The 24992-nt window shown below is 54.3% G+C and carries 20 protein-coding genes and 1 pseudogene; 20 read left to right on the top strand and 1 reads right to left on the bottom strand.

The features are described from left to right. The first annotated feature begins 2 nt into the window (after window positions 1–2). From ftsL to lpxC, 14 genes and pseudogenes are all read left to right on the top strand, one after another. Entirely contained in the window at window positions 3–407 is a 405-nt protein-coding gene (ftsL, locus tag CPA50_RS15945) for a cell division protein FtsL (RefSeq protein ID WP_096783507.1), read from the top strand. A 32-nt stretch (window positions 408–439) separates the two neighbouring features. Continuing rightward, entirely contained in the window at window positions 440–2188 is a 1749-nt protein-coding gene (locus CPA50_RS15940; RefSeq protein ID WP_096783506.1) for a peptidoglycan D,D-transpeptidase FtsI family protein, read from the top strand. A 4-nt stretch (window positions 2189–2192) separates the two neighbouring features. Beyond that, complete coding sequence (locus CPA50_RS15935) at window positions 2193–3677, top strand: UDP-N-acetylmuramoyl-L-alanyl-D-glutamate--2,6-diaminopimelate ligase (protein WP_096783505.1); 1485 nt, start codon at window positions 2193–2195, stop codon at window positions 3675–3677. After that, complete coding sequence (locus tag CPA50_RS15930; RefSeq protein ID WP_096783504.1) at window positions 3674–5065, top strand: UDP-N-acetylmuramoyl-tripeptide--D-alanyl-D-alanine ligase; 1392 nt, start codon at window positions 3674–3676, stop codon at window positions 5063–5065. Before CPA50_RS15935 ends, CPA50_RS15930 begins: the two co-directional genes overlap by 4 nt. Further along, window positions 5050–6135 carry a phospho-N-acetylmuramoyl-pentapeptide-transferase gene (mraY, locus tag CPA50_RS15925; protein ID WP_096783503.1) on the top strand — a complete coding sequence of 362 codons (1086 nt, stop codon included), beginning with the start codon at window positions 5050–5052 and terminating at the stop codon, window positions 6133–6135. The genes CPA50_RS15930 and mraY overlap by 16 nt, the downstream gene beginning before the upstream one ends. 15 nt (window positions 6136–6150) lie before the next feature. Next, the gene (gene murD, locus CPA50_RS15920; RefSeq protein WP_096783502.1) at window positions 6151–7506 is read left to right on the top strand and encodes a UDP-N-acetylmuramoyl-L-alanine--D-glutamate ligase; all 1356 of its coding nucleotides are present in this window, start codon (window positions 6151–6153) and stop codon (window positions 7504–7506) included. Beyond that, entirely contained in the window at window positions 7506–8708 is a 1203-nt protein-coding gene (gene ftsW, locus CPA50_RS15915) for a putative lipid II flippase FtsW (RefSeq protein ID WP_096783501.1), read from the top strand. The genes murD and ftsW overlap by 1 nt, the downstream gene beginning before the upstream one ends. After that, window positions 8701–9807 carry an undecaprenyldiphospho-muramoylpentapeptide beta-N-acetylglucosaminyltransferase gene (gene murG / locus CPA50_RS15910; RefSeq protein WP_096783500.1) on the top strand — a complete coding sequence of 369 codons (1107 nt, stop codon included), beginning with the start codon at window positions 8701–8703 and terminating at the stop codon, window positions 9805–9807. The genes ftsW and murG overlap by 8 nt, the downstream gene beginning before the upstream one ends. Continuing rightward, on the top strand, window positions 9800–11248 hold the full coding sequence (murC, locus tag CPA50_RS15905; RefSeq protein ID WP_096783499.1) for a UDP-N-acetylmuramate--L-alanine ligase: 1449 nt from the start codon (window positions 9800–9802) through the stop codon (window positions 11246–11248). Before murG ends, murC begins: the two co-directional genes overlap by 8 nt. Continuing rightward, on the top strand, window positions 11241–12215 hold the full coding sequence (locus tag CPA50_RS15900) for a D-alanine--D-alanine ligase (RefSeq protein WP_096783498.1): 975 nt from the start codon (window positions 11241–11243) through the stop codon (window positions 12213–12215). Before murC ends, CPA50_RS15900 begins: the two co-directional genes overlap by 8 nt. Further along, window positions 12208–13047, top strand: coding sequence for a cell division protein FtsQ/DivIB (locus CPA50_RS15895; RefSeq protein ID WP_096783497.1), 840 nt, complete (start codon window positions 12208–12210; stop codon window positions 13045–13047). Before CPA50_RS15900 ends, CPA50_RS15895 begins: the two co-directional genes overlap by 8 nt. 36 nt (window positions 13048–13083) lie before the next feature. After that, on the top strand, window positions 13084–14319 hold the full coding sequence (gene ftsA, locus CPA50_RS15890; protein ID WP_096783496.1) for a cell division protein FtsA: 1236 nt from the start codon (window positions 13084–13086) through the stop codon (window positions 14317–14319). Window positions 14320–14415: 96 nt separating this feature from the next. Continuing rightward, a pseudogene (gene ftsZ, locus CPA50_RS15885) lies at window positions 14416–15457 on the top strand (cell division protein FtsZ); the annotation flags it as partial. A 325-nt stretch (window positions 15458–15782) separates the two neighbouring features. Next, window positions 15783–16700, top strand: coding sequence for a UDP-3-O-acyl-N-acetylglucosamine deacetylase (lpxC, locus tag CPA50_RS15880; RefSeq protein WP_096783494.1), 918 nt, complete (start codon window positions 15783–15785; stop codon window positions 16698–16700). Window positions 16701–16711: 11 nt separating this feature from the next. Here lpxC and CPA50_RS15875 read toward each other — a convergent pair whose 3' ends face one another. Beyond that, entirely contained in the window at window positions 16712–17158 is a 447-nt protein-coding gene (locus CPA50_RS15875; RefSeq protein ID WP_096783493.1) for a DciA family protein, read from the bottom strand. A 212-nt stretch (window positions 17159–17370) separates the two neighbouring features. Between CPA50_RS15875 and CPA50_RS15870 the strand changes: the two genes are divergently transcribed. The 6 genes from CPA50_RS15870 (at window position 17371) to ribA (ending at window position 24938) form a co-directional block, all read left to right on the top strand. Continuing rightward, entirely contained in the window at window positions 17371–18324 is a 954-nt protein-coding gene (locus tag CPA50_RS15870; RefSeq protein WP_096783492.1) for a M23 family metallopeptidase, read from the top strand. Between the two features lie 179 nt (window positions 18325–18503). After that, window positions 18504–21245 (top strand): preprotein translocase subunit SecA, encoded by a 2742-nt coding sequence (secA, locus tag CPA50_RS15865; protein WP_096783491.1) that lies wholly within the window; start codon window positions 18504–18506, stop codon window positions 21243–21245. Window positions 21246–21365: 120 nt separating this feature from the next. After that, the gene (argJ, locus tag CPA50_RS15860) at window positions 21366–22583 is read left to right on the top strand and encodes a bifunctional glutamate N-acetyltransferase/amino-acid acetyltransferase ArgJ (RefSeq protein WP_096783490.1); all 1218 of its coding nucleotides are present in this window, start codon (window positions 21366–21368) and stop codon (window positions 22581–22583) included. Between the two features lie 2 nt (window positions 22584–22585). Further along, window positions 22586–23569, top strand: a complete 984-nt coding sequence (locus tag CPA50_RS15855) for a Nudix family hydrolase (RefSeq protein WP_096783489.1) — start codon at window positions 22586–22588, stop codon at window positions 23567–23569. Window positions 23570–23679: 110 nt separating this feature from the next. After that, window positions 23680–24162 (top strand): cyclic pyranopterin monophosphate synthase MoaC, encoded by a 483-nt coding sequence (gene moaC, locus CPA50_RS15850; RefSeq protein WP_096783488.1) that lies wholly within the window; start codon window positions 23680–23682, stop codon window positions 24160–24162. Between the two features lie 161 nt (window positions 24163–24323). After that, window positions 24324–24938: a GTP cyclohydrolase II gene (ribA, locus tag CPA50_RS15845; RefSeq protein WP_096783487.1), complete on the top strand. Its 615-nt coding sequence runs from the start codon at window positions 24324–24326 to the stop codon at window positions 24936–24938. The last annotated feature ends 54 nt before the right edge of the window (window positions 24939–24992 follow it).

The following is a 24992-nucleotide window of genomic DNA, read 5'->3' as shown; positions in this document are numbered from 1 at the left end:
TTATGGGCGCGGTAGCCATAGAGCCGGCGGTAAAGCCGGTTAAGCTGAATAAAGAAAAGGTTCGGGAAGGCGTTGTTGCGGCTGTCCGGATTTCGCGGCGTGTTTTCGATGCCACACGGCAGAAAAATGTTTTGGTATCGCTTGTTCTTGCGTTGTTGCTGGTAGGTTCATCTATTGGCGTTGTTGTCAGCGCTCACGAGAATCGTGGGTTGTTTAATACCCTGTCTCAGCTTCAGGCTGAGCGTGATCGTTTTCAGGCGGAATGGAGTCAGTTGCTTCTGGAGCAGAGTGCTTTAGGGGCCCACGGTCGTGTGGAAAAACTTGCGGCAGAGCGTTTCAGTATGGTGGTTCCGGGGCGTCAGGATATTGTCCTGGTGCCTCTGATGTCGCCGTCAGTATCCCGATAATCATGATAACAAACAGTCCCAGGGTGATCTGATTGTCCAATCAGGAGTCGGCAAGAACATTGAGCCATAAAATTGCGGCAGGCCTGAAAGCCTGGCGCTTTGGTTCCGTGCTGGGTTTGTTTCTGATGGTTGTGCTGGCACTTGGGTGGCGTCTGGTTGATTTGCAGGTTGTGGACAATGATTTTCTGCGTAAGCAGGGTGATGTCCGGACGATCCGTGTAGAGGCTATTGATGCTCACCGTGGCGTAGTTACTGACCGCTATGGTGAACCCCTGGCTGTAAGTACTCCGGTGCAGACCCTTTGGGCAAACCCTTCCGAAACCGATCCGGATGAGCCTCGCCTGACAAACCTTGCACGGGTTCTGGATATCAGTGAGGCGAGGCTGCGTGAGCGTCTTGAAACTTACGCTGGCCGCGAATTTATTTATCTTCGCCGAAAGATACAGCCGGCGTTGGCCGCAAAGGCTATGGAGCTGGATATCCCCGGTGTATACACACGCCAGGAGTATCGGCGGTATTATCCGGCGGGCGAAGTCACAGCCCATGTTGTCGGGTTTACCAATATTGATGAACGTGGCCAGGAAGGTTTGGAGCTGGCTTATAACGATTGGCTGTCTGGTGAGCCTGGCCGCAAGCGTGTTTTAAAGGATAATCGCGGGCGGATCATCAAAGACCTGGCGCTCATTCGCGATGCGGCTCCCGGTCACAATCTCGAACTCAGCATAGATCTGCGCCTGCAGTATCTCGCATATCGTGAACTGAAGGCCGTTGTCAGTGCCCATGATGCGCGTGGCGGCACCCTCGTAATGCTTGATGTTGAGACGGGGGAGGTGCTCGCCATGGTCAATCAGGGATCTTATAACCCCAACGATCGCAGCCAGTTCGCATCGGAAAATCTCCGCAACAAAGCTATCACCGATCTTTTTGAGCCTGGCTCAACCATGAAGCCCATATCGATGGCTGCTGCCCTCGAATCCGGGCAGTACTCCGCAAATGAAACGATTGATACGTCACCCGGCTATCGGCGGTTTGGCAGGTTTACAATTCGCGACTATCGGAATTACGGCGTTATCAGTCTTACTGACATTATCGTCAAATCGAGCAACGTAGGCATCAGCAGAATCGCCTCGGAACTGGGTGGTGACACGATTCGCAACCTATACGCGCGTCTCGGTTTTGGTCAGCCAACAGGCATCGGATTTCCCGGGGAAGCTGTGGGTGTATTGCCAGCACCACCGAAATGGCGTCCCTCGGAAGAGGCAACGCTCTCATACGGTTACGGGATGAGTGTGAATGCACTTCAGTTGGCCCAGGCATACATGGTTATTGCCAATGGTGGTGTGCGCTACCCGCTAAGCCTGATGAAACTGAATGAAAAGCCTATTGGCAAGAGGGTGCTTTCGGAGCGGGTAACAAATGATGTGCGGACAATGCTGGGAGAGGTAGTTTCCAGAGGGTCTGGTAAGCGTGCTCAACCCGGCTTCTATAGCGCTGGAGGCAAAACCGGAACCGTTCATCTGGTCGGTGCTCAAGGCTACGAAGACAGTCAGTACAAGGCGATTTTCGCCGGTATGGCTCCCATAGATAACCCAAGAATTGTCACGGTTGTGGCGGTGGATGCACCTCAGTCCGGCGAATACTATGGCGGTGAAGTGGCTGCGCCTGTGTTTTCACGGGTAATGAGCGATGCGCTGCGACTGCTGAATGTTAAGCCGGAACTGGAGGTTGGCACCACAGGCCTGCAGGCAGGAAAAACAGGTAAAACAGGGGAAAGGGGGTGAGCTTATGAGCATGACATCTCTCAGTACCCTGCTGCAGGGCATAGTTTCTGTACCCTCCGTGTTTGACGTTACCATTCACGGTCTGCAAACCGATAGTCGTGAAGTCGGTTCCGGTGATGCATTTGTTGCACTGTCAGGCAAGGGTACGCCGGCAGACCATTATATGGACAAGGCCATTGCCTCCGGTGCGACGGTTGTACTTCTGGAGTCGGACGAAGAAACCGAGTGTTCAGAGCACCATGGAGCACTGATTGTTCCGGTTGCCGGACTCAGAGAGCTGACGGGTAAAATCGCGGCCCGGTTTTATGAGCACCCTTCCCGCAGGCTCCGGTTGATCGGTGTTACCGGCACCAATGGAAAAACTTCTGTAAGTCATTATGTGGCCCAGTTGCTAAGTCAGGCCGGAACGCCGTGTGGTGTTCTGGGAACGCTGGGTTACGGCATGCCCGGGGCTCTGCGGAAGACAACTCATACTACGCCGGATGTTGTTCAGATAAACAGGGCTTTGTCTGGCCTCATTACAAAAGGCGCGCGTGCAGCCGCGATGGAGGTCTCTTCTCACGGGTTGGATCAGGGCCGGGTGGATGGCTTGACCATAACTGCGGCTGTTTTTACCAATCTGACACGGGATCATCTTGACTATCACGGTTCCATGGAAGCCTACGGTGCGACCAAAGCCAGGCTGTTTGAGCGTGAGGATGTGCACTTCTCGGTGATCAACTTTGATGACCCTTTCGGGCGTCAGTTGTACAAAAATCTTGAAGGCAAATGCGACCGGATTCGCTACAGCCTGCACGAATCAGAGACAGAGCTTTGGTTGAAAGAGTTTCACCCGACCGACGATGGCTTTGATGCAGTAGTTGATGGTGAATGGGGAGCTTTCAGCCTTTCGGCACCTCTCATGGGCAGTTTTAATGCCAGTAATGTGCTGGCTGCAGTCGCAACGGTTATGACGTTGGGTGTGTCCGTAGATCAGGTTCAGCAGGCGGTAAGTCAGCTCACCCCACCGCCTGGGCGGCTGGAAGGTTTCTGCAGTGAGGATGGTCTTCGTGTTGTTGTGGATTACGCTCACACCCCGGACGCTTTGGCAAATGCGTTGGCCGCTTTAAGGCCGCACGTAACGGGCAGACTGATTTGTGTGTTTGGTTGCGGCGGAGACAGGGATAGCGGAAAACGTCCGGAAATGGCGAAGGAAGCGGAAAAGTGCGCGGATGTCATTGTTGTAACAGATGATAACCCTCGGACAGAAAGTCCGGAGCGAATTGTGCAGGGTATTCTGGAGGGGTTCTCCGACGCTGAGTCTGTAACGGTCATTCATGACCGGGCTGCGGCAATTCGTTTTGCGCTCAATATGGCTGAACCAGAAGATCTCGTTCTTGTAGCCGGCAAAGGTCATGAGTCCTGGCAGGAGATTGCCGGGCAGAAGATACCATTCAGCGACGTCGCCCAGGTACGTCAGCTTCTGATGCTTGAAGGGGGTGTCGCATGATGCGCCCATTCTCACTGGCTGATGCAGTGCGGTTTGCCGGTGGCGCTTGCTCATCTCACCGGTTGAGTGATGTCTTTTATAAAGACGTGTCTACAGATACGCGCGCTTTGAAACCTGGTGATCTGTTTGTGGCGCTCCGCGGTGACAATTTTGATGGTCACAGGTTTTTGCCGGCTGCGGAAAAGCTCGGGGCTTGCGCAGCAGTTGTCGACACTCTTGATAGCAATGTGGACCTGCCTCAGGTGGTTGTGGATGACACAGTTAAGGCATTGGCAGCGTTAGCAGCCGGCAATCGTGGCGAAAGCAATGCGAAATTGATTGCAGTCACCGGCAGTAGTGGCAAAACCACAGTTAAAGAGCTGAGTGCTGCCATTCTGGGCCGCATGGGCGACACCCTCGCGACCCGCGGCAACCTGAATAATCACATTGGTGTTCCTTTGACCTTATTAGGTCTGGAACCTGTGCAGCGGTATGGCGTTATCGAGTTGGGTGCCAGCGGGATTGGTGAGATCGCACATACGGTGGCGATCACCCGGCCCCAGGTAGTGATTGTCACAAACGCAGGCCAGGCACACCTTGAAGGTTTTGGCAGCTACGAAAATATCGTCCGGGCCAAGGGCGAAATTATCGAAGGTGTTACCGACGGAGGCCTGGTAGTACTGAATCGTGATGACCCTGCATTTGGCCAATGGTATGAGCGTGCAGGGGCGCGTCGGGTCGCAAGTGTCAGTTGCTGTGGTAACCCCGGGGCAGACTACAGCGCCGTCATACAGAAAACGAAAAGCCTTAAGCCGGAAATTGTCGTTACCGGGCCCGACGGTTGGTCTTGCCCGCTTACTTTGCCTTTGGAAGGTGATCACAACGTAACCAATACTCTGCTTGCTATAGCGGCAACCCGCGAATTGGGTGCTACGGATGCGGCCATCATCGAAGGCCTGGCCGGGATGCAGCCGGTGCGCGGGCGACTGCAGGTTATCAACTTGCCGGGAGAGTTGTCGGTTATTGATGACAGTTACAACGCTAATCCGGCTTCCATGAAAGCGGCGCTGCGTGTCCTTGTTAGTCGGGACGGACAGCGCCTTGCCGTATTGGGCGCCATGGGTGAGCTCGGGCCCACCGCCCTTGAACTGCACCGTGAAGTCGGAGCTTTTGCTGCCGAGATTGGAATTGATCGTTTGCTGACAGTCGGGGCCGGCTGTGACGGCTACGCAGACGGGTTTGGCGAAATGACCGAAATGTACCAGACACACAGGGAGGCCGCGCAGACCATCGTTTGCACAAATGCACGGCCGATGACCGTGCTGGTAAAAGGGTCCAGAAGTGCTGCAATGGATATCGTGGTAGAGGAGATCAAAAACAAGGTGAATAGCACATGCTGCTCTGGCTGACAGGGGTTTTATCAGAATATTTTTCGGCACTGACAGTGTTTCAGTACCTGACCCTGCGCGGGATCCTGGGGATACTGACAGCGTTGCTGATCTCACTGTTTATCGGTCCGCTCATGATCCGCAAACTGAGCCAGTATCAGATTGGTCAGGCGATTCGGGATGACGGCCCGCAGACACACCTTAGCAAGGCTGGCACGCCCACCATGGGCGGTGCGCTGATTTTGGTGGCCATTGGAATCAGTACACTATTGTGGGCAGATCTGTCGAATCGCTATGTATGGGTTACCTTGCTGGTCACCATGCTGTTTGGTGCAGTTGGCTGGGTTGACGACTACCGCAAAGTTGTCGAACGTAACCCCCGCGGCCTGCCTGCGCGCTGGAAGTATTTCTGGCAGTCGCTTATTGGTGCTGTCGCCGCCATCGTGCTTTATTTCAGTTCTGTATTACCCCAGGAAACGTCTCTGTATCTGCCGTTCGTCAAGAATGTGTCTCTGACTCTCGGCCCGGTGCTCTTTATTCTGCTGACGTACTTCGTGATCGTTGGCAGCAGTAACGCGGTGAATCTGACGGACGGCCTGGATGGACTGGCTATCATGCCTACGGTGATGGTCGCCGGTGCTCTTGGCATCTTCGCATACGTATCCGGCAATGTTCAGTTTGCAAACTACCTGTTGATCCCATACCTGCCGGGAACCGGAGAACTCATTGTGTTTTGTGGTGCCCTGGTGGGCGCCGGACTCGGTTTTCTCTGGTTTAACACCTACCCGGCTCAGGTCTTTATGGGCGATGTAGGCGCGCTTGCCCTCGGTGCGGCTTTGGGTGTTGTTGCCGTGATCGTGCGCCAGGAAATCATTCTTTTCATCATGGGTGGTGTATTCGTGATGGAAACGGTGTCTGTGATTTTGCAGGTGGCTTCGTTCCGGCTGACAGGTCGTCGGATTTTCCGGATGGCGCCATTGCATCACCATTTCGAACTCAAGGGTTGGCCAGAGCCGCGTGTCATTGTGCGTTTCTGGGTAATCACAGTGGTTCTCGTCCTGATTGGCCTTGCCAGTCTGAAGATACGTTAGGAAACCGGATCGATTATGAGTGTCATCACGTCAGACCGTCGCACATTGGTAGTAGGACTCGGTAAAACCGGGCTCTCCTGCGTGCGTTATCTGTCTGCAAAGGGCCGGGAGATCGCCGTGGCTGATAGTCGCGAAGCACCCCCTGGTCTGGATGAACTGCGTGCCGGGTGGCCGGATATTCCTGTTTACCTTGGGCGGTTCGATAAAGAGCTGTTTGCCGGCTTCAACGAACTGATCGTAAGCCCGGGTATCAGTATCGCTGATCCTGCCATTGCCTGTGCTGCCGAACAGGGAGTGCGTATCCGGGGTGATATTGATTTGTTTGCCGAGGCTGCCGATGCCCCTGTACTTGCCATTACCGGCTCCAATGGCAAAACCACCGTCACTACGTTAGTGGGTGAGATGGCTAAGGCAGCTGGTCGCCGGGTTGAAGTTGGCGGGAATATCGGAACTCCCGCGCTGGATCTTCTGGGCCTTGGTGCCGACCTGTATGTGCTTGAACTTTCCAGCTTTCAGCTGGAAACCACAGCAGAGCTGAATGCTCTGGCAGCGACAATACTGAACGTCAGTGATGACCATCTCGACCGCTATCCGGACAAGATGGCGTATTTTCAGGCAAAGCAAAGAATATATCGTGGTTGCAAGAACGCGATCGTTAATCTGGACGATGCCCTGAGCACGCCCATGGCGCGAGATAACCTGCGGTTTATCTGCTTCGGCTTCCATCGTGTTAATCCGGAAACTTTCAGTACCCGGGAAGATGATCAGGGGCTCTGGGTGACGTTCGGGTTCGATAGTATTCTGAATTCCCGTGAGCTCCAGCTGATGGGTCAGCATAATCTAAGTAATGTGATGGCGGCTCTGGCTCTGGGTTATGCGGCCGGGCTTCCTATGGAGGTCATGCTTGATGTTGCCCGGAATTTCAGTGGTTTGCCTCACAGGTGTGAGTTTGTCCGCCGGCTTTCTGGTGTTGATTACATTAATGATTCAAAGGGGACAAATGTCGGAGCTACCGTCGCAGCCATAAAAAGCCTGGCTCCTGAAGGCGAAGGTAAAATAGTACTGATTACTGGTGGCGAGGGCAAAGGTGCTGAGTTTTCCGATCTGGCAGAACCGGTGAGAACCTGTTGCCGGGCAGTTGTATTGATTGGGCATGACGCCGACCGTATTGCGGCGGTTCTGGGCTCCGGTCTTCCAGTTTTCCGTGCAGAAACTCTGGCGGAGGCAGTAGAAAAATCTTCGGAGCTTGCTCTGGATGGAGATCGTGTTCTGTTTTCGCCCGCTTGCGCGAGCTTTGACATGTTCAGGGATTACATCGACCGCGGTGATCAGTTCAGGACCCTCGTCCAGTCCCGGAAGGAGCTGCTGTGATGCAGGCTGAATTATCTGCAGCACCCGTGAGGACACAGTGGCTGGGCGAAATTCAGCCCCTGTCGGCTCTGATTCTCAGCTCGGTTGCTCTGTTGCTCATAGGGGTTGTGATGATTTCTTCTGCCTCCATGGATATGGCGCTGGAAACTGTGGGCAACAGCTATCACTACGTGATTCGGCAGCTTATGTTTGCTGTCATGGGCTGCATGCTGGCACTGGTGGCTGTGAATGTGCCTGTGGCCTGGTGGGAACGCAGTGGCTGGTTGTTGCTGGGTATAGGTTTGCTGGTCCTGGTTCTTGTTCTCACGCCTTTGGGCCGCACGGTCAACGGTTCAACGCGCTGGATCCCGTTTGGCCTGTTCAACGTTCAGGTCTCAGAGGTGGCAAAGTTATGCCTGATCGCCTATCTGGCGGGATACGTGGTCCGTCGGCGCGATGAACTGCTGAATACCTGGCCGGGATTTCTCAAGCCACTTGGGGTTCTGGGTGTGGCATCTGCATTGTTGGTTATTCAGCCCGACTTCGGGGCAACCGTTGTTTTGGTTACAGCAGCTGCAGGAATGATTTTTCTGAGCGGCGTGCGTCTCAGCCGGTTTGTCCCGCTGATCGCTACTCTGGTGGTCATCGGCGTCGTTTTGATACTGACTCAGCCCTATCGCCTGAAGCGTGTGGTGAGCTATCTCGATCCCTGGAAAGATCAGTTTGATACGGGTTATCAGTTAACCCAGTCGCTGATTGCCTTCGGGCGTGGTGAGTGGAGCGGTGTCGGCCTGGGTAACTCGATACAAAAGCTGTTCTTTTTGCCGGAAGCCCATACAGACTTCATCTTCGCAATAATCGCCGAAGAATTTGGCTTGTTAGGTTCATTGCTTGTGCTTGGGCTGTTTACGGTCCTTGTTGTAACTGGTTTTGTGATAGCCCGTCGTGCCGAGAAGGCTGCCATGCCATTTGGAGCCTGCTTTGCATACGGCATTACCCTGCTGATTGGCCTTCAGGCGGGGATCAATATGGCGGTGAGCACAGGATTATTGCCCACTAAGGGGCTGACATTGCCTTTAGTGAGCTACGGCGGTTCCAGTCTGCTGATTAGCTGTGTCTGTATCGGGATTCTGGCCAGGGTTGAAATGGAAAGGCTGGACAAGGAAAAGCAGGCCACGGAGAAGGTTGGTCCCCGTAAGCAGGGAGGGGCGCGTTATGAGTGAGCCGCGCAGATTTCTGATGATGGCCGGAGGTACCGGAGGACACGTGTTTCCGGCGCTGGCTACTGCCCGGGCGCTGGAAGCCCGAGGGCATGAAGTGCACTGGCTGGGCGCTATTGGCGGAATGGAAGAGCGGTTGATCACCGGCACAGGTATTCCTCTGTCATTAATCCATATCTCCGGGCTCAGGGGAAAAGGCAAGCTGGCGCTGGTTATGGCGCCGTTTCGTCTGATGCGTGCATTAGGTGAAGCTTTCACGATCATGCGTCGTATACGCCCTGATTGTGTGGTGGGTATGGGCGGTTTTGTGACTGGCCCTGGTGGCGTAGCCGCATATCTAACGCGAACGCCGCTGGTTATTCACGAACAGAACGCGATCGCCGGAATGACCAACCGTATTCTTGTACGGATTGCGAAAACAGTACTGGAGGCGTTTCCAGGCAGTTTTGGCGCTGATGTTATTACACGTTGTACCGGTAACCCGGTGCGGGAAGATCTGGCGAACTTGCCGGCCCCGGAGCAGAGATTAGCGGGGCGTTTGACTGATCAGGACGAGCAGGGCCGTCCCCTGCACATTCTGGTGATTGGTGGCAGTCTCGGTGCTCAGGTATTCAATCAGCAGGTACCGGAAGCCCTGGCAATGATGCCCGAAATGAAGAGGCCACTGGTACGTCATCAGTGTGGAGAAAAACATCTTGATGCTGCGCGTGCTGCTTATGAGCAGTACGGAGTTGAGGCTGAGGTTGAACCGTTTATAAAGAACATGGCGGAAGCTTATGGTTGGGCCGACCTTGTGCTGTGCCGGTCGGGTGCCCTGACGGTATCTGAGCTTTGTGCAGCAGGCATAGGTGCAGTGCTGGTGCCATTCCCCCATGCGGTGGATGACCACCAGACGAAAAACGGTCAGCAAATGGTGAATGCCAGGGCGGCGGTACTCATACCTCAGTCGCGGCTCACGCCTGCCGTGCTGGCTGAAACATTAGGCGATCTCGCTGGAGATCGTGCCCGGGTCATGGATATGGCAATGGCTGCACGTACACTGGCTCGCCCCGATGCAACGGAGAGAGTCGTGAATTACTGTCTGGAGGCCGCTAATGGCTGATATAACCAATCCGCCGCTCGTTTTTCAGGTGCCGGAAATGCGCCGGATTCGCCACATCCACTTTGTGGGCATCGGTGGAGCCGGCATGAGCGGCATTGCGGAAGTGCTGAAAAACCAGGGGTATGACATCTCCGGTTCAGACCTGAAAGAAGGTGTGGTTACAGGCCGGCTCAAGGCCATGGGTATTGAGGTTCAGATCGGTCACCGGGAAGAAAACAGTGCCAGGGCTGATGTGGTTGTTGTGTCTTCGGCTGTAGGCGCCGATAACCCTGAAGTGGTTTCGGCACGTAGCCGGCGGGTCCCGATTGTTCCCCGTGCAGAGATGCTGGCGGAAATCATGCGTTACCGTCATGGCATTGCTGTCGCCGGAACTCACGGGAAGACCACCACCACCAGCCTGATTGCCTCCGTATTTGGTGAGGCTGGGCTTGATCCTACCTTTGTCATCGGAGGCAAGCTGAACAGTGCGGGTACCAATGCCAAACTAGGCGGTTCCCGTTATCTGGTGGCAGAAGCTGATGAGAGTGATGCCTCTTTTCTGCATCTGACTCCGGTTATTTCTGTGGTCACGAACATCGAAGCTGACCACATGGATACATACGACGGCGACGTTGAAAAGCTTAAGCGGACCTTTGTGGATTTTCTCCACAACCTGCCGTTCTACGGCGTTGCGGTGATGTGTGCGGATGATGACTATGTTCAGGAAATAATCCCGAGAATATCCCGCGCGATCATTACTTATGGCATCAGTAATCCGGACGCAGATTATCGCGCAGAGAACATCGTAACAGACGGTCTGAAAACCCATTTTCTGGTAAAACGGCCCGGCGGGCGCAGCGACCTGACAGTAGAGCTGAAAATGCCCGGACGCCATAACGTGCTGAATGCGCTTGCAGTGATTGCAGTCGCAACCGACGAGGGTGTTGCGGACGAAGCTATCTGTCGGGGGTTGGCAGCTTTTGCAGGGGTTGGTCGTCGTTTTCAGGTCAATGGTGATTATAAAACCTCCAAGGGTGGCACGGTAACCCTGGTAGACGATTATGGGCACCACCCAACTGAAGTTGAAGCTGTGATCCGCGCGGCCCACGATGCCTGGCCGGGGCGCAGGCTGGTGATGTTGTATCAGCCGCACCGGTTCACAAGGACCCGCGACCTGTACGAAGACTTTGTAAGGGTATTGTCGGAAGTTGATGGCCTGCTGCTGATGGATGTCTATTCCGCTGGCGAGCCAGCCATTCCTGGTGCGGATGGTCGTGCCTTGTGCCGAAGCATTCGGCAGCGCGGCAAAGTGGAGCCGGTATTCGTAGAGGATAACCGGAAAATCGAGAGCTTGCTGGACAGTGTGCTTCAGGACGGTGACCTCCTTATTACACAGGGTGCAGGCGACATTGGTGGCGTGGCGATCCGGTTAGCAGAAGCAGGAGTACTTGCAGGTGAGTGATATACAGCATCCCGGAATACCAGCGTATCAGGTCGAGCCGGAAGTGGTTCGGGCGTTGGGACGTGTGGCTGTGTTTATGGGTGGAAACTCTGCAGAGCGGGATGTCTCTCTGAAGAGTGGTAAGGCTGTTCTTGCAGCCCTGGTCTCTGCGGGAGTGGATGCTTTCGCACTGGATGTTCAGGGCTGTCTGCTGAAAACAGTGGAGAACCCGGAGTTCGACAGGGTTTTCATTGCTTTGCACGGACGCGGAGGGGAAGACGGAACGCTGCAGGCCATTCTGGCGCAAGCGGGTATCCCCTACACAGGTAGTGAAGTGATGGCTTCCGCTTTGGCAATGGACAAGTTGCGGACCAAATACGTATTTGCAGGCTGCGGTCTGCCGACGCCGAAATTCAGAACCATGTCCGCTGCAGATGAAGCGGAGCGGATTGTTCGGGAATTGCGTGCGCCCTTGAGCGTAAAACCTTCTCACGAAGGTTCCAGTATCGGGATTCGCAAAGTGAATACCGCCGCTGAACTGGCACAAGCCTATGAGGCTGCCGCTGCGCTGGACAATCTGGTGTTTGTTGAGGAGTGGATCGAAGGCCCGGAGTTTACGGTGAGTCTGCTGCAGGATAGCGCTCTCCCGGCCATTGGTCTGAGCACAGATCATGTGTTCTACGACTATGACGCGAAGTATCTGGCAGATGACACCCGCTACAGAATCCCCTGCGGCTTGTCACCTGAAGATGAAGTCAGGTTGCAGAATCTTGCACTGGAGGCTTTCCGGGTCGTGGGCTGCCGCACATGGGGGCGGGTAGACATTATGCAGGATAAGGACGGCGAATTCTGGTTGCTGGAAGTCAATACCGTGCCGGGTATGACTGACCATAGCCTGGTGCCTATGTCTGCGAGAGCGGCAGGAATCAGCTTTGAGGAGCTGGTTGTGAGGATTCTTCGCGACACCCTGGAGGATACGAATGCTTGAAGCGCTGCTGATCCGGAGCCGGGCGATTCCGTCCGACCCTCCCCGACGCCGGGGAGCAACCTCCCTCGGCCCGGAAAAGGACCGGTTTGGTGTGTTGAAAGCCGTGCTGGCAGCGGTGCCCTGGCTGCAGGCAGGTTTAGGTATTGTTGTGTTGCTGCTGGCAGGGCTGGTGCCTTGGGGTACGGGGAAGGTTCTGGGTGCTATGGATCAGCAGTTCCTGGCCATTGATGTGAATGGCGATTTTACGGGCGACAGCCGGGTTGCCATTGAGCGTCAGGCAGGAAACTGGATCGGCAAGAGTTATTTCTCGACAGACCTTTCAGAAATCAAGGCTGACCTCGAGAGGCGCCCGTGGATTGAGACAGTAGCGGTGCGCCGGGTTTGGCCAGACCGCCTGGAAATCAACATCAGGGAGAAAAAGCCCTTGGCTTACTGGACAGATGGTCGTCTGGTCAGCCGCACCGGCGAGTTGTTCAAGCCGCCCAATCCAGAAGTAGCTGGGCGGTTGCCGCAGCTTGCCGGTCCGGATGAGCGGGTGCGTGATGTGATCAGCATGGCCCGGAGCATGAGCGACAAGCTGGTAGGTCACGGTCTGGGATTTTCCGGCCTGTCGTTGGAGCCGCGGGGGGCCTGGACTCTTCGCCTCTCAAACGGAATTGAAGTGGTACTTGGTCGGGATCAGGTTGCGAAACGCTTTGAGCGTTTTATCACAGTGTACGAAAACCGGCTGATATCGCGGTCGGACGAAGTCAGCCGGGTAGATGCCCGCTACACAAACGGTGTCGCGGTTCAATGGAAGCCAGCCCAGGCTGCTTCCGGCCCGAAAACATAGAAACAGTAAATTCAGACCTACGGTTTGGTGGAACACATGTCATCGGTTGAAACGGAAAACATGATTGTCGGCCTCGATATCGGAACCTCGAAAGTGGTTGCGATCGTCGGCAAGCGCAAGATGGACGGAACCATTGAGGTTGTGGGTATTGGCTCACATCCGTCCCGGGGACTGAAGCGGGGCGTCGTGGTCAATATCGAAACCACGGTTCTGGCGATCCAGCGTGCGGTTGAGGAAGCCGAGCTGATGGCAGGTTGTCGCATTCACTCCGTGTATGCGGGGATTGCTGGCAGCCACATTAAAAGCCTCAACTCTCACGGGATTGTCGCTATCCGGGACAGGGAAGTAACCCAGGCGGATATTGACCGGGTCATCGATGCAGCCCAGGCCGTTGCCATCCCGGCAGATCAGAAAATCCTGCACATTCTTCCGCAGGAATTTGTGATCGATAGCCAGGAAGGCATCAAAGAGCCCATGGGCATGTCCGGTGTACGTCTTGAAGCGAAGGTGCATCTGGTGACCTGTGCTGTCAATGCAGCGCAGAACATTGAGAAATGTATCCGTCGATGCGGTCTTGAGGCCGACGACATCATTCTGGAACAGCTGGCCTCCAGCCACGCGATTCTCACCGAGGATGAAAAGGAACTCGGTGTCTGTGTAGTGGATATGGGAGGTGGTACCACTGATATCGCAGTGTTTACCGGTGGTGCCATTCGTCATACCGCAGTGATTCCCATTGCCGGCGATCAGGTTACGAATGACATTGCGATGGCGCTCCGCACGCCTACACAGAATGCTGAAGAGATCAAAATCAAATACGCCTGTGCTCTGACGCAGCTGGCGGGTGCTGATGAAACCATTAAAGTGCCCAGCGTTGGTGATCGCGCACCCCGTGATCTTTCGCGTCAGGCGCTGGCAGAAGTTGTTGAGCCGCGTTACGAGGAGTTGTTTACTCTCGTGCAATCCGAACTGCGTCGTTCCGGGTTCGAAGATCTGGTTCCGGCGGGCATAGTGATTACGGGTGGCTCTTCCACCATGGAGGGTGTGGTAGAGCTGGCTGAAGAAATCTTCCATATGCCGGTACGTCTGGCGTGTCCGCACGCAGTGTCCGGTATGACAGAAGTTGTTAATAACCCCATCTACGCCACTGGCGTCGGGTTATTGATTCATGGTTTCCGGCAGATGGATCTTGGCCGGGCACCGGTGCTCAAGGGTGAAGATGCGCCCTCGCTGTTTGAGCGCATGAAAGCCTGGTTTACCGGTCATTTCTGACGGTTCCGGGCAGGCAGTAAACGAAGGTATCTCGAAAATACAATTTTGAATTAACAGCCTGGAACAAGGCTGAAAACAGCACGAAGGAGAAGGGGAATGTTTGAACTTGTCGATAATGTCCAACAAAACGCAGTCATTAAAGTAGTTGGTGTTGGCGGCGGCGGCGGTAACGCTGTGCGCCACATGCTGAACAGTGATATTGAAGGTGTTGAGTTTATCTGTGCCAACACAGATGCTCAGGCACTGACTGATATGGACGCGCGCCAGATCATTCAGCTGGGCGGCAACATCACCAAAGGACTGGGTGCAGGCGCTAACCCTGAGGTAGGGCGTCAGTCAGCTCTGGAAGATCGTGACCGTATTGCTGAAGCTATAAAAGGCGCCGATATGGTGTTTATCACTGCTGGTATGGGGGGCGGTACGGGTACGGGTGCAGCACCCGTAGTTGCCGAAGTTGCCCGGGAGCTGGGCATACTGACCGTTGCCGTGGTGACCAAACCTTTCAATTTCGAAGGTGGCAAGCGGATGAGTATTGCGGAATCGGGGCTCAAGGAGCTGGAGGAGAGTGTTGACTCCCTGATTACGATTCCAAACGAAAAACTGCTCGCTGTTCTGGGAAAGAAAACCAGTCTGCTGGATGCCTTCGCTGCGGCAAACGATGTTCTGCTAGGGGCAGTTCAGGGTATCGCTGATCTGATTACCCGTAACGGTATGATCAACGTCGACTTTGCTGATGTGAAGACGGTCATGTCTGAAATGGGTATGGCAATGATGGGTACAGCTCGCGCCACAGGCGAGAACCGTGCGCGAGAAGCTGCAGAAGCTGCTATCCGCAGTCCTCTGCTGGAAGATGTAAACCTGCAGGGTGCCAAGGGGATTCTGGTCAACATTACCGCTGGCATGGATCTGAACCTGGGCGAATTCTCCGAAGTTGGCGATATTGTGCGTGAGTTCGCATCTGATTCTGCCACGGTTGTTGTTGGTACCGTCATCGATCCGGAAATGACCGACGAACTGAAGGTGACTGTTGTTGCTACAGGGCTTGGCGGTGATCGGGAAAAGCCGACCAAAGTGGTCGATAACACCCGTACTCTGGATGGCACAACGGATTACAATCAGCTGGATCGTCCGGCAATCCTGCGTCGTCGTGCAGTATCTCACGGCAACGTGGCGGTTGATCAGAGTAAGGAAAGCGAAGAGCAGGGAGTCGACTATCTCGATATTCCCGCATTCCTTCGCAGGCAGGCTGACTGATAATATATTGCAAATACAATCCGGTGCGGGTAGGTATATTTAAACCTGGATTACGGAACCGGATACTGAAGTACTCACAACCAATGGCTGTTATTGCATAAATTTCAGGCAATATAAGGTTGGGCAAATAGTAATCAGTCGTGTTTTTTGATACTCTGCGCCCAGATTTTTGCTTTGAATATCGCCATTTTTTACGGAATAACGAACCGATGATCAGACAACGGACACTAAAAAACACGATCCGTGCTACCGGGATCGGGCTGCACTCAGGGGAAAAGGTATACCTTACCCTCAAGCCAGCTCCGGTAGATTCGGGAATCATTTTCCGGCGCACAGATCTTGATCCTGCAGTTGAGATCCTTGCTTGCGCTGAAAATGTGGGTGAGACCATGCTGTCCACGACGCTGGTAAAAGACGGTGTCCGTGTAGCAACAGTTGAGCATCTGCTGTCGGCTATGGCTGGTCTCGGTATCGATAACTGCTATGTTGAACTGAGCGCTCCGGAAGTGCCGATTATGGACGGCTCTGCCGGCCCGTTCGTCTTCCTGCTTCAATCTGCCGGTATTGCCGAGCAGGATGCTGCCAAGCGGTTTATTCGCATCAAGCGTGAAGTAACGCTTGAAGAAGGCGATAAAAAAGCTACGTTCCTGCCGTTCGAAGGCTTCAAAGTGAGCTTTGGTATCGACTTTGATCACCCTGTGTTCAAAGGGCGTGCTCAAACGGCGACTGTTGATTTTTCAAGCACATCTTTTGTGAAAGAAGTGAGTCGTGCACGAACCTTCGGGTTCATGCGTGATATTGAAAAGCTGCGGGCGATGAATCTGGCATTGGGTGGTAGTGTAGACAACGCTATTGTGGTCGACGACTACAAGATTCTGAACGAAGACGGTCTTCGTTACGAGGACGAGTTCGTCAAGCACAAAGTACTGGATGCGATCGGGGATCTGTACCTTCTGGGTAACAGTCTGATTGGCGAATTCCGTGGCATCAAGTCCGGGCACGATCTGAATAATAAGCTGCTGCGCAAGCTCAAGGCGGAAGAGGACGCATGGGAAGTGGTTACCTTCGTTAACGAAGAAACCGCACCTATTTCCTACATGAAGCCTGTGCTGGCGGTTCCTGCTTAAGGCTGGATGCCTTAATCGCGGACGTGGCTTGCGAGTTTTTCGAGAACCTCGCGTAGTTTTTTATCCTTCGTGTGCCCGGCTTCCTCTTTGAGGAGCCGGGCATTTTCTTTGCTCAAAGGTATTTTTTTTGCCGGCGGCTTTTCGTTAAACCGCGGCGGGGCTACTTTCACTTTTAGTTTCCATACAAACCGGAACAACTCGTTCTCACGAAGTTTTTCCATGATCTCATGCTGGCGGAAGCGAATCTGGCTGGCTTTCCCGGCACTATCCGCCGAGATCGTCAATTCCCCGTCAAGGCAACAGATAAACCGGGTACCCGAAACCAGCGTTGGCGGTAAAGACGCCATTACCTGCTCTTCCGCCAGGCGGTGAGTATGGGCCTTTGCCACAAGTTCGCGCAAAACAGGGGTTCCGCGCAGGTTGTCAAAGGTTATTTTTTGTTCACTTTTCCGTTTCATGACGTGTTTTCTTCTCGACGGCTGTGATAACGATTGGTTACACTTCTGTACGTTTTTCGCGTGGAGCCAGCCCTGCTCTTGTTTTACCTTGTTATGAAAGAGTATGTCTACTGGGCGCTGCGATTTGTCAGTACGTAGTTGTTGCTATGGATGGCAGACCCACTCTGAACACTTCAGGCTGCAATACTACAGGACGCAGTTGCAGCTCATCGATGAAACCAGAAGACAATATGAATATCATTCTAGTTGGCAAGAGCCACGGAGCTTCTCGTGTGCTCGCCCTGAACGGCACAGTTGCTTTTTTTCTGGCAGCTTTTGTAGTTGCTCTGCTTATTGCCACAGCCTGGGTTGGGTACAGCGTCGCCCTTGAGCAGGCGGAAGCCAGGGAACCTTCTGATTCCGAGCTGGTAGCTGAATGGCAACGCAGGCTTGGCGAACAGAAAGAAGAACTGGCCGGGCTACAGCAAAATGTACAGTTCCAGGTAGATGCACTGACACTGCGGCTCGGTGAAATTCAGGGCAGGTTGTTGCGTCTTGATGCGCTGGGTCAGCGTTTTGTGGAATCCGGTCTGGTTGCGAGTGACGAATTCGATTTCAATCAGCCGGCCGCTGTTGGTGGCCCAGAGGACGCCCTTTCTGCTGATTCCTTTTCGACACCCGACCTGACCCGGATGATCGATGAGCTTGAGCGCAAAATGCAGGATCGTGAACAGCAGCTGCGGCTTCTGGATCAGGTTTCCTCGCGTCAGAAGCTGGAAGATGAGCTCTATCTCGAAGGCCGCCCTATAACCTGGGGCTGGCTATCTTCACGTTATGGTTACCGTTCCGACCCGTTTACCGGGAAGCGTACATGGCATGCGGGTGTTGATCTTGCGGGCAAGGAAGGCAGTGATATTATTTCTGTAGCCGGTGGGGTTGTATCATACGCAGGTGAACGCCATGGTTATGGTAATCTGGTAGAGGTTGATCATGGTGATGGCCTGGTAACCCGCTACGCTCACTGCAAAATGATCAAGGTGAGCGTTGGGGATGTAATCCAGAAAGGGCAAGTACTGGCTTTAATGGGTAGCACCGGTCGCTCTACAGGGCCTCACGTCCATTTTGAAGTTATTCGTAATGGAAAAAGTGAGAATCCGGAAACCTATATCAAGAGAGCCAGTCGTTAGAATTTCGGGCTTCCCCCGACGTTCACCTTGTTCCCGCCTGCCCATCACGTTTGTCAGTCCGCGGTATTTCATATTGGATAGCCGCATTACCTCTGGCTATGTGAGCCCTGCCTTTTGTACTGTTACAAAATAAGGTTAGAATGCCGGCTTCCTCCGATTAATTAAAGAAGTAGTGGTCTATGTTCTCAAAGTTTGCAACCAAGATGTTCGGCAGTAAAAATGCCCGAGAAATCAAGAGAATGCGCAAGATCGCCATGCGCGTTAACGAGCTTGAAGAGCAGTTTGGCAATCTGACGGACTCCGAGTTGCAGGGCAAAACGGCAGAGTTTCGTCGTCGACTCGATGAAGGTGAAAGCCTTGATGCGTTGCTTCCCGAGGCTTTTGCGACAGTTCGCGAAGCAGGGCGTCGCGTTATGGGCATGCGCCACTACGATGTTCAGTTGATTGGTGGTATTACCCTGCACGAGGGTCGGATTGCGGAGATGAAGACTGGTGAAGGTAAGACGCTGGTCGCTACCGCTGCCGTTTATCTCAATGCCCTGCCGGGTAAAGGCGTTCACGTAGTAACCGTGAATGATTATCTGGCGAGTCGTGATGCGGAGTGGATGGGTAAATTATACCGCTTCCTTGGCATGCAGGTAGGTGTGGTGGTTGCAGGTCAGGCTCCGGAGGAGAAGCGTGCGGCTTATCAGGCGGATATCACCTACGGTACCAACAACGAATTCGGCTTCGATTACCTGCGGGATAATATGGCCTTTAGCACCGCTGACAAGGTGCAGCGCGGTCTAAACTACGCGATCGTTGACGAAGTTGACTCCATTCTGATCGACGAAGCGCGGACGCCTCTGATCATTTCCGGTGCCGCAGAGGACAGCTCAAAGGCATACCTGGCTATTAATGAGCTGATTCCAAATCTGGTACAAGGTGAGGAAAGTGAAGAGGGTGAGCCCTCTGGTGACTTCACCATTGATGAAAAGTCCCGTCAGGTTGAGCTGACGGAGGCTGGCCATGAGCGGGTTGAAGAACTGCTGCTTGGCCGTCAGTTGCTGGAAGAGGGCGAAAGTCTGTATTCCGCTGCCAACCTCAGCTTGCTGCACCATGTACATTCAGCGTTGCGTGCGCACCACCTTTTCCAGAAAGATGTAGACTATATCGTTCAGGGTGGACAGGTTGTCATTGTTGATGAGCACACGGGCCGTACCATGCCGGGGCGGCGCTGGAGTGAAGGTCTGCATCAGGCGATTGAGGCCAAAGAAGGGCTCAAAATTCAGGCCGAGAGCCAGACCCTGGCCTCAACTACTTTCCAGAACTATTTCCGGTTATACGACAAACTTGCCGGCATGACTGGTACTGCTGATACCGAAGCTTTTGAGTTCCGTCAGATTTATGCACTTGACGTGGTGGTGATTCCGCCGAACAAGGCAATTCAGCGCATCGATTACAACGACCTCGTTTACCTGACTCAGGAAGAAAAGTTCCACGCCATCATTGATGAAATCAAGGATGTGACAGGTGAGGGGCGCCCCATTCTGGTGGGCACGGCCTCTATTGAAGCTTCGGAGCTGCTTTCGATGCTGCTGAAAAAGGCGCGTATCGAACACAAGATACTCAACGCCAAGCAGCACGAATCAGAAGCCCAGATTATTGCTCAGGCGGGTCGTCCCGGAGCCGTTACCATTGCCACCAATATGGCTGGCCGGGGTACGGATATCGTGCTGGGCGGTAACTGGGAGCATGAAGTTGCCCTTCTGGAGAATCCTTCAGAGGAAGAGGTCGCTCGCATCAAGGCTGAATGGACGGAGCGCCATAATCAGGTGCTTGAAGCGGGTGGCTTGCATATTGTTGGTACCGAACGCCATGAATCCCGTCGTATAGATAACCAGTTGCGCGGCCGTGCTGGCCGTCAGGGTGATCCGGGTTCTTCCCGTTTCTTCCTGTCGCTGGAAGACAATCTTATGCGCATCTTCGCGCCAGATCGGGTCAAGAGCCTGATGCAGGCCATGGGCATGAAGAAGGGAGAGGCGATTGAGCACCGTATGGTCACCAACGCCATTGAGAAATCCCAGCGCAAGGTTGAAGGTCGCAACTTCGATATGCGTAAAACGCTTCTTGAATACGACGATGTAGCGAATGACCAGCGTACGGTTATCTATGAGCAGCGTAATGAGGTGATGTCATCTGATGATGTCTCGGAGATGGTTGATACCATTCGTGAGGACGTTGTTGATGTACTGATCAGCGAGCATATTCCGCCTCAGAGCATGCCTGAACAGTGGGACGTGGCTGGTCTTGAAGCCCAGTTGCAGTCGGAAATGGGAGTCGACCTGCCAATCCAGGCCTGGCTGGAAGAAGACAAGAAGCTTTTCGAAGACAACCTGCGCCAGAAAATCCTGGACGAAATTGTTACTGCTTACCGTGCCAAGGAAGAAGTGGCTGGCGCAGAATCCATGCGCAAATTTGAGAAGCAGGTGTTTCTGCAGGTTCTGGATACCTTGTGGAAAGAACACCTTTCCAACATGGATCACCTGCGTCGCGGTATCCACCTGCGCGGTTACGCTCAGAAAAACCCCAAACAGGAGTACAAGAGGGAAGCGTTTAACCTGTTTGAGAGCATGCTTGAAAACATGAAACGTGATGTAACTCGTGTGCTTTGCCACGTTCGGGTCCAGAGCCGTGAGGAAATGGAAGAGGTTGAGCGCCGCCGCAAGGAAGAGCTGGAGCTGGAGTTGGCTAAAGCACGCTTGCGCCACGATGAGACCAGTGCTGCAGCACAGGGTGATGCTGAGCGAGGGGGCGCAGGTGACTCCGTGCAGACGACGCCTGACACCTTCGTGCGACAGGAGCGCAAGGTGGGGCGTAACGAGCCCTGCCCATGCGGATCTGGCAAAAAGTACAAGCAGTGTTGTGGAAAGGTGAACTGACCAACTCTCACTGGAAAGACTAAAGTACGGAGCCCGCAATCGACCAGTTGACTGGAAGACTGCGGGTTTTTCGTTTTCAGGCATATTCAATTCAGAGCAAGTTTCAGAAGGAGTCGCAAGATGGCGGTTGGACCAGGAACCTTACCCGAATTCTTTTCGGTAGCAGGTGTCAGGCTGGGTATAGCCAGCGCCGGTATCAAAACTCCCGGGCGCAAAGACATAGTAGTGTTTGAGCTGGCACCGGGAAGTCGCGTATCAGGGCTGTTTACCACTAACCAGTTCTGCGCTGCTCCAGTGACCCTTAGTCGGAAACATATGGCAGAGACGGCGCCGCGTTATTTGCTGATCAATACGGGTAATGCCAATGCAGGCACAGGCGAGCGAGGCATGAGAGATGCACTGGCGTGTTGTGAGGAGTTGGGTCAGCATGCAGGTGTCAGTGCCGCCGAGGTACTGCCGTTTTCGACCGGTGTAATAGGAGAGCCTTTACCGGTCCGGAAAATTCTGGATGCGCTGCCCGGGGCTCTGGCCAGCATGGCAGATAACCGCTGGGCTGAAGCGGCCTCCGGAATAATGACGACCGACACACGCCCTAAGGGCGAGTCGGTTCAGGTTGATCTGGATGGCCATATTGTCACCATTTCCGGTATCAGTAAGGGGGCTGGCATGATCCGCCCTAATATGGCCACTATGCTGGGCTTTATTGCCACCGACGCCCAGATTGCGCAAGACGCATTGCAGGCGCTGGCACTGGAGCTTGGGGAGCAGTCATTCAACCGCATCACTATTGATGGGGACACATCTACTAACGACGCCTGTATGCTGATAGCCAGCGGCCGGTACGGTGGCCCGGAGATTACTCTGGATAGTCCACTGTTGCCGACGCTACGGGATGCGTTGAAGAGGGTCTACCTGAACCTTGCCCATGCCATCGTGCGTGATGGAGAAGGCGCAACCAAATTTGTCACTATTCGCGTGAGCGGCGCTGCCACCGGGAAAGAAGCACTGGATGTAGCCTATACCGTAGCCCATTCACCGCTGGTGAAAACGGCACTGTTTGCTTCGGATCCCAACTGGGGGAGAATTCTGGCGGCTGTTGGGCGGGCAGGGGTTGACGGCCTGGACGTTAATGCGCTGGAAATCTATCTCGGAGACGTATGTCTAGTGAGGGGTGGAGGCCGTGCGGAGGATTACTCTGAAGAGCGGGGGCAGGCAGTTATGGATCAGGAAGAAATCACTATCGCGATCGATCTCAAGCGGGGAGATATCAGCGAGACGGTCTGGACTTGTGATTTCTCTCACGATTATGTCTCCATAAATGCTGACTACCGTAGTTAAGTATGTCAGGTACAGGCACAGCCATCCGTGAAGTTCACGTAGCAGTTGGCGTCATCGCCCGGGCAGGGCGTATATTGATTGCTCGCCGGCCGGACCATGTCCATCAGGGTGGCCTGCTGGAGTTTCCAGGGGGTAAGGTTGAGGCGGGCGAAACGGTACAGGCCGCGCTTGTCCGGGAAATTTTTGAGGAGACCGGATTAAAGATACCGCCGGATACACTCCAGCCTGTGATTGGTATCCGTCATGATTACGGCGATAAGCGTGTTTTTCTTGATGTCTGGAGGACAGACCGGGCTGAGGGTGAGGCCTTTGGCCGTGAGGGGCAGCCTGTGAACTGGATGCGCCCTGAAGACCTGAAAGATCACGACTTTCCAGTGGCTAACCGGCCGATTATCCGTGCATTGAGACTGCCTTCCCTGCTTGCTGTAACCGGAGATATTGATACCGGTGATACTGGAATCCGGCAGCTTCGCAGGGCACTGGGTGAGCCGCTGAAGGGCGCGAGCCCCCGACTGGTATTATTGCGTGCTCCCTGTATGGCGGTGGAAGATTATCGCCTCCTTGCAGGGGCAGCTTCAGACGCTTGTGAGTCTGCTGGTGCCGGCCTCGTTCTGCATGGGTCGCCAGCAGTATTTGATGATAGTTTGGGGGCGGCGGGGCTGCATCTGCCCTGGCGCGAAGCGGAAAAGCTTGACGTCAGGCCCGTGCCCGATGGCGTGTGGCTTGGAGTTTCCTGTCATGATGCCGTTCAGATAGACCATGCGGTTGCTATCGGCGCCGATTATGTGACCCTGGGGCCGGTAAAACCTACAGCAACTCACCCAGGTACACCGGCCATAGGCTGGGCCCGGTTTCGTGAACTGGTTTCCCGTGCGACGATCCCGGTTTTTGGTCTGGGTGGTCTTGATCTGTCGGATCTTGATCAGGCAAGGCAGGCGGGAGGGCAGGGTATCGCCGGAATCCGCTATTGGTGGTCACAAAACTGAGGAGGCCCCGGCCTTGGTTAAGCGTATTTCTGATATGCTCGCCGGCTGAGCTTTCCTTTATATCGCTGGTTATACGGCGATTTATTCAAATCTGTATCCCGGGAGGCGTTGTGAGTAAATTGACCCATCTTGATGACAAAGGTGAGGCCCGTATGGTGGACGTTACGGATAAAGCCGTAACGGAACGTGAAGCCCGCGCCGAAGCAACGATTCACATGGCGGATGAAACGCTGCGAATGATCACCGAAGGGGAACATCCAAAAGGGGATGTGCTGGCTGTCGCACGTATTGCCGGGATTATGGCAGCGAAGAGAACACACGATCTGATTCCACTATGCCATGCTCTGAATCTCACCTCGGTTAAGGTTGAACTCACTCCTGGCGCAGATGGTGCGTCCGTTCACATACTCACCCGCTGCAAGCTGTCAGGCCGGACCGGTGTAGAGATGGAAGCGCTGACCGCTGCCAGCGTGGCAGCATTGACTCTCTATGACATGTGCAAGGCAGTGGATAAAGGAATGGAAATAGGATCAGTACGCCTGCTTGAGAAAAAAGGCGGGCGTAGCGGACACTGGACTGCCGACAGCCGCTGATTTCAGATCCGCGTGCTGGCCTTGCTCGCAAGCTCCGCCGGTTTCAACGCTTTGATCGTATTCAGTGCCATTTTTATTGCGACAGGTACACGGGAATTACGCCTTGTGGTCGCCTCATGGTAGAATGCGCGCCCCGATTTACTGAACCACGAGGAAAGACTGTGGCTGTTCGTTACATCCAGACCTGCCGGTTGCCGACCCCATTTGGGGTTTTCGATATGCACGGTTTTGAAGAGCTGGACACGGGAAAAGAACACATTGCTCTGACTTTGGGTCCTCTGGATGCCGACGGCCCCATGCTGGCCCGCACGCATTCGGAATGCCTTACGGGCGATGCCCTCTACAGTATGCGCTGTGACTGCGGTTACCAGCTTGAAGAGGCTTTGCGCAGCATTGCCCGGGAGGGCCGCGGTATTCTTATGTATCTGCGCCAGGAAGGCAGGGGTATTGGCCTTCTTAACAAGATTCGTGCTTACCACCTTCAGGATCAGGGTGCGGACACCGTGGAGGCGAATGAGCGCCTTGGATTTGCGGCAGACCTGCGCGACTACGGTATGTGCAAGGACATGTTGGAGCACCTGGGTATTAAAAGCCTGCGCCTGATGACCAACAATCCGCGCAAGGTGAAGGCGCTGACCTCTTATGGTATTGAGATTACGGAACGCGTTCCTCTGCAAGTGGGCCGCAACCCCCATAATGAGCATTACCTGAATACTAAACAGAGTAAACTCGGGCACTGGCTGGAAACCCATCAGGATGATGACCCTCAGGTGTAAATACCGCCTGTCTGCCGGATAGGAAGATATGAAAAAGCCCGCAGAAGCGGGCTT

It is taken from the genome of Marinobacter sp. ANT_B65, assembly GCF_002407605.1.
Taxonomy (GTDB): domain Bacteria; phylum Pseudomonadota; class Gammaproteobacteria; order Pseudomonadales; family Oleiphilaceae; genus Marinobacter.
This window is presented reverse-complemented; position numbering and strand designations above follow the sequence as displayed.

Excerpts from the sequence above, each read along its gene's own strand:
- ftsL (WP_096783507.1), top strand. The coding sequence starts at position 3 with ATGGGCGCGGTAGCCATAGAGCCGGCGGTAAAGCCGGTTAAGCTGAAT.
- CPA50_RS15935 (WP_096783505.1), top strand. The coding sequence starts at position 2,193 with ATGAGCATGACATCTCTCAGTACCCTGCTGCAGGGCATAGTTTCTGTA.
- CPA50_RS15930 (WP_096783504.1), top strand. The coding sequence starts at position 3,674 with ATGATGCGCCCATTCTCACTGGCTGATGCAGTGCGGTTTGCCGGTGGC.
- mraY (WP_096783503.1), top strand. The coding sequence starts at position 5,050 with ATGCTGCTCTGGCTGACAGGGGTTTTATCAGAATATTTTTCGGCACTG.
- murD (WP_096783502.1), top strand. The coding sequence starts at position 6,151 with ATGAGTGTCATCACGTCAGACCGTCGCACATTGGTAGTAGGACTCGGT.
- ftsW (WP_096783501.1), top strand. The coding sequence starts at position 7,506 with ATGCAGGCTGAATTATCTGCAGCACCCGTGAGGACACAGTGGCTGGGC.
- murG (WP_096783500.1), top strand. The coding sequence starts at position 8,701 with ATGAGTGAGCCGCGCAGATTTCTGATGATGGCCGGAGGTACCGGAGGA.
- murC (WP_096783499.1), top strand. The coding sequence starts at position 9,800 with ATGGCTGATATAACCAATCCGCCGCTCGTTTTTCAGGTGCCGGAAATG.
- CPA50_RS15895 (WP_096783497.1), top strand. The coding sequence starts at position 12,208 with ATGCTTGAAGCGCTGCTGATCCGGAGCCGGGCGATTCCGTCCGACCCT.
- ftsA (WP_096783496.1), top strand. The coding sequence starts at position 13,084 with ATGTCATCGGTTGAAACGGAAAACATGATTGTCGGCCTCGATATCGGA.
- lpxC (WP_096783494.1), top strand. The coding sequence starts at position 15,783 with ATGATCAGACAACGGACACTAAAAAACACGATCCGTGCTACCGGGATC.
- CPA50_RS15875 (WP_096783493.1), bottom strand. The coding sequence starts at position 17,158 with ATGAAACGGAAAAGTGAACAAAAAATAACCTTTGACAACCTGCGCGGA.
- CPA50_RS15870 (WP_096783492.1), top strand. The coding sequence starts at position 17,371 with ATGAAACCAGAAGACAATATGAATATCATTCTAGTTGGCAAGAGCCAC.
- secA (WP_096783491.1), top strand. The coding sequence starts at position 18,504 with ATGTTCTCAAAGTTTGCAACCAAGATGTTCGGCAGTAAAAATGCCCGA.
- argJ (WP_096783490.1), top strand. The coding sequence starts at position 21,366 with ATGGCGGTTGGACCAGGAACCTTACCCGAATTCTTTTCGGTAGCAGGT.
- CPA50_RS15855 (WP_096783489.1), top strand. The coding sequence starts at position 22,586 with ATGTCAGGTACAGGCACAGCCATCCGTGAAGTTCACGTAGCAGTTGGC.